Here is a 4,844-nt window from a genome sequence, read left to right on the forward strand (position 1 = left end):
GCTCCGCCCCCGAACCTTTTTTCTGGTCCCGCGCCGGAGGCGCGGGACCAGGGGTGGGGCGGGGCGGCGGAGCCCCCGGGATTGGGCGTCGGGCGCGGACCGCAGGTCAGCCCGTGTTGCGGAGCCCCGCCGCCACCCCGTTCACCGTCAGCAGCAGCGCCCGCGACAGCAGCGGGTCCGCCGGCTCGCCCCGCTCCGCCGCCCGCCGCTGCCGCGCCAGCAGCGCGACCTGGAGGTAGGAGATCGGGTCGAGGTACGCGTCCCGGACCCGCAGCGTCTGCCGGAGCACCGGATTCGCGTCGAGCAGCTCCTTCTCGCCCGTGATCCGCAGCACCTCCGCCACCGTCAGCGCGTGCTCCTCCTCGATGTCCTCGAACACGTGCCGCAGTTCCGCCGGGACCAGCGTGTCCACGTAGTGCCGGGCGATCCGCAGGTCCGTCTTGGCGAGGGTCATCTCGACGTTGGACAGGAAGTTGCGGAAGAAGTGCCACCGCTGGTGCATCTCCTCCAGCACCGAGTCCAGACCCGCCTCGCGCGCGGCCCGGAGCCCCGAGCCGACCCCGTACCAGCCGGGGACGATCTGCCGGGACTGGGTCCAGCCGAAGACCCACGGGATGGCGCGGAGCCCGTCCAGGCCGGCGCCGGAGTCCGGCCGGCGGGAGGGCCGGGAGCCCAGGTGCAGATCGGCGAGCTGGTCGACCGGGGTCGAGGCGAAGAAGTACGCCGGCAGATCGGGGTCCTCCACCAGCCGGCGGTACGCCGCGTGCGCCGCGTCCGAGACCGTGTCCATCGCCGCGTCCCAGCGCGCCAGCGCCTCGTCGGACTGGCGCGGCGCCGTGTGCAGCGCGGACGCCTGGAGCGTGGCCGCGACGGTCAGCTCCAGGTTCTCCCGGGCCAGCGACGGCACCAGGTACTTGTCGCTGATGACCTCGCCCTGCTCGGTCACCTTGATCTCGCCCTCGAGCGTGCCCCACGGCTGCGCGAGGATCGCGTCGTGGGAGGGGCCGCCACCGCGGCCGACCGTGCCGCCGCGGCCGTGGAACAGCCGCAGCCGTACGCCGTACCGGTGGGCGACGTCCCGCAGCCGCCGCTGCGCCCGGTGGATCTCCCACTGCGAGGTGGTGATGCCGCCGAACTTGGAGGAGTCGGAGTAGCCGAGCATGACCTCCTGGACGTCGCCGCGCAGGGCGACCAGCCGCCGGTAGGAGGGGTCGGCGAGCATCTCGTCGAGGATGACGTCGGCCGCGCGGAGCTCGTCCGTGGTCTCCAGCAGCGGCACGATGCCGATCTTCGCCCAGCCGGCGTGGAGGTCGAGCAGCCCGGCCTCGCGCGCCAGCACGGCCGCCGCGAAGACGTCGTCCGCGCCCTGGCACATGGAGATGATGTACGACTCGACGACCTCGGGGCCGAACCGCTCCAGCGCGTCCGCGACCGTGCGGAACACCCCGAGCGTGCGGGCCCCCGCGTCGTCCAGCGGCGCCGGGGTCGGGGCGAGCGGCCGGCGCGAGCGCAGCTCCTTGGCGAGCAGCTTGCGCCGGTAGTCGCGGGGCATGTCGGCGTAGCGCCAGGACTCCTCGCCGAGCCGGTCGAACAGCTGGCCGAGCGCGTGGTGGTGGGCGTCGGCGTGCTCGCGGACGTCCATCGTGGCGAGCTGGAGCCCGAAGGCGGCCAGCGTGCGGATGATGCGGTCCATTCGCCCGTCGGCGAAGAGCCCGCAGCGGTGGGCGCGCAGCGACTCCTGAATGAGGGTCAGGTCGTGCAGCAGCTCGGCGGTGCCGAGGTAGTCCCGGCCGGGCTGGTGCGGGGTGCCGGCCGCGAGCCGCTCGCGGGTGTTGACGAGCTTCTGCCGGACACAGGTGGCCTTGAGCCGGTACGGCTCCTCGGCGTTGAGCCGCTTGTAGCGGGGGCTGATCTCGGGCAGCAGCTCCAGATCGGTCCGGAGCGAGTCGAGCAGCTCCTCCGTGGCGCCGGTGTAGCGGATGGAGTTCGACAGCAGCCCGCGCAGCCCGTCGACGAGCTCGATGGCGTCGGTGATGCCGTGCTCGTGCTGGAGGATCAGCACCTCGCGGGTGACCTCGGGGGTGACGTTGGGGTTGCCGTCGCGGTCGCCGCCGATCCAGGTGCCGAACGTCAGGGGCCGGGTGCCCGGGGGCAGTTCGACGCCGACCCGCTCCAGCTCGGCGGCGAGGTCCTCCAGGACGTCACCGACGGCCCCGGCGTGGAGTTCGTCGAGGTAGTAGATGGCGTTGCGGGACTCGTCGGCCGGCTCGGGGCGGGCCACGCGCAGCTCGTCGGTCTGCCAGATGAGGTCGATGTTCTCGGCGAGCCGCAGGTCGGTGCGGCGCCGGTCGCCGTCGTGGGGCGCCTCCAGCAGGGCCGCGATCCGGCGCAGCTTGTTGAGGACGCTGCGGCGGGCGGCCTCGGTGGGGTGGGCGGTGAAGACCGGCCGGACGTTGAGGTTCCGCACGGTGCGGCGGACGTGCTCGGGGTCGGCGTCCTTGAGGCGGTCGGCGGTGCGCGCCAGCAGTCCGCCCTCCGCCGCGCGCCGTGCGCGCAGCTCCTTGCCCCGGTGCACCTGTTCGGTGACGTTCGCCAGATGGAAGTAGGTGGAGAAGGCGCGCACCAGCTTGGCCGCGGTCTCCGGATCGGTCCTGCTCAGCAGGGCCGCGGCCGCCTCGCCGTCACTGCGGGTGAGCGCGCGGACGCGCTCCACCAGGTCGAGGAGGTCCTGGCCCTCCTGGCGGACGAGGGTCTCGCCGAGCAATTCACCGAGACGGCGGATGTCGGCGCGCAACTGTGCGTTGTCGGTCGTCGGCTCCGGTCCGACGGCGGCCGGAGGGGTGATGTCGGCACTGCTCACAGGTGCGGCTCCTTGCAGGTCGAGCACGTCTGGAGGGTTGCGGACCGCGCTGTCCGACGCTCACCAGGATAGGTGGCGGCCCGCCGCGTCGTTGTCCACGGCCTCTTGCCCGCGCGCTCAGCGCTGCCATACTTACGAAGCCGTAGGTTACGGTTCCGTAGCCATGCCCCCAGTCCGTGAGGGACTCCTGTATGACCACTAGCCCCGATCTGATCGACAAAGCTCCGCAGGCCGACAGCCCGACCTCCTCCCCCGCCCAGGCCCTGCCGGTGGGCACGCTCGGAGGGGACAGCAAGCGTTCGATCGAACAGATCGCGCTGCTGCTGTTCATCACCATCCCCTTCGTCGCCCTGCTCGCGGCGGTCCCGCTGGCGTGGGGCTGGGGGGTGAGCTGGCTCGACCTGGGCCTCATGACCTTCATGTACTTCCTGGGTTGCCATGGGATCACCATCGGCTACCACCGGTACTTCACCCATGGCTCCTTCAAGGCGAAGCGCCCGCTGCGGATCGCCCTGGCCGTCGCCGGGTCGTTGGCGGTCGAGGGGCCGGTGGTGCGCTGGGTCGCCGACCACCGCAAGCACCACAAGTTCTCCGACGCCGAGGGCGACCCGCACTCCCCGTGGCGCTTCGGCGAGACCGTGCCGGCCCTGATGAAGGGCCTGTGGTGGGCGCACATCGGCTGGATGTTCGACGAGGAGCGAACCCCGCAGCAGAAATACGCGCCCGACCTGATCAAGGACCCGGCGATCCGCCGCGTCTCCCGCCAGTTCGTGCTGTGGACCACGGTGTCGCTGCTGTTCCCGGCCCTGGTCGGCGGCCTGGTGACCTGGTCCTGGCAGGGCGCGGTGACCGCGTTCTTCTGGGGCTCCCTGGTGCGGGTGGCGCTGCTGCACCACGTGACCTGGTCGATCAACTCGATCTGTCACGCCGTGGGCAAGCGGCCCTTCAAGTCCCGTGACCGCTCCGGCAACGTCTGGTGGCTGGCCGTGCTGTCCTGCGGCGAGTCCTGGCACAACCTGCACCACGCCGACCCCACCTCGGCCCGGCACGGCGTGATGCGCGGGCAGATCGACTCCAGCGCCCGGCTGATCCGCTGGTTCGAGAAGCTGGGCTGGGCGTACGACGTGCGCTGGCCCTCCGAGTCCCGGCTCGACGCCCGCCGGCAGGACCCCGCCGAGGGACAGGCCCAGGAGCCGGTGGCCGCGGGCGCGGACCAGGGCGGCGCCGCGAAGGCGGCATGATTGACGGCGTGGCGATCGACGGCAGTGGCGACAGCGAGAAATCCCGGACCTCCAGCGCGGGGGCCCGGCGGGCCCGGCGGGTCCGGATGACCGGCAAGGAGCGCCGGGAGCAGTTGCTGGACATCGGTCGCGCCCTCTTCGCCGAGAAGGGCTTCGAGGGCACCTCGGTGGAGGAGATCGCGGCGAAGGCCGGGGTCTCCAAGCCGGTGGTGTACGAGCACTTCGGCGGCAAGGAGGGTCTGTACGCCGTCGTGGTGGACCGCGAGATGCGGCAGCTGCTGGACATGGTGACCGGGGCGCTGACCGCGGGGCACCCGCGGGAGCTGCTGGAACAGGCCGCGTTCGCGCTGCTCGACTACATCGAGTCCTATACGGACGGCTTCCGCATCCTGGTCCGCGACTCCCCCGTGGCGCAGTCCACGGGCACGTTCGCCTCCCTGATCAGCGATATCGCGACCCAGGTCGAGGACATCCTCGGGCTGGAGTTCAAGGCCCGCGGCTTCGACCCGAAGCTGGCGCCGCTGTACGCGCAGGCGCTGGTGGGAATGGTGGCCCTGACCGGGCAGTGGTGGCTGGACGTGCGCAAGCCCAAGAAGCCGGAGGTCGCGGCGCACCTGGTGAATCTGGCGTGGCACGGGCTCGACGGGCTCGAGGCGAAGCCGCGCCTGGTGGGCCACCGGCGGTCCTGACCGCCGGCCGGCCGGGCCGGGGGGGGGGGGGGGGGGGGGGGGGGGGGGGGGGGG

At 72.4% G+C, this 4,844-nt stretch carries 3 protein-coding genes; 2 read left to right on the plus strand and 1 reads right to left on the minus strand.

The features are described 5' to 3' along the window. Positions 1–106: 106 nt before the first annotated feature. Entirely contained in the window at positions 107–2,860 is a 2,754-nt protein-coding gene (gene ppc / locus ACSNOD_RS28405; RefSeq protein WP_436769935.1) for a phosphoenolpyruvate carboxylase, read from the minus strand. A 191-nt stretch (positions 2,861–3,051) separates the two neighbouring features. Between ppc and ACSNOD_RS28410 the strand changes: the two genes are divergently transcribed. Then, positions 3,052–4,101 (plus strand): acyl-CoA desaturase, encoded by a 1,050-nt coding sequence (locus ACSNOD_RS28410; RefSeq protein WP_436769936.1) that lies wholly within the window; start codon positions 3,052–3,054, stop codon positions 4,099–4,101. Further along, positions 4,098–4,790 (plus strand): TetR family transcriptional regulator, encoded by a 693-nt coding sequence (locus ACSNOD_RS28415; protein ID WP_436769937.1) that lies wholly within the window; start codon positions 4,098–4,100, stop codon positions 4,788–4,790. Before ACSNOD_RS28410 ends, ACSNOD_RS28415 begins: the two co-directional genes overlap by 4 nt. Positions 4,791–4,844: the final 54 nt, after the last annotated feature.

The organism is Streptomyces sp. URMC 123 (assembly GCF_051386515.1).
GTDB lineage: Bacteria > Actinomycetota > Actinomycetes > Streptomycetales > Streptomycetaceae > Streptomyces.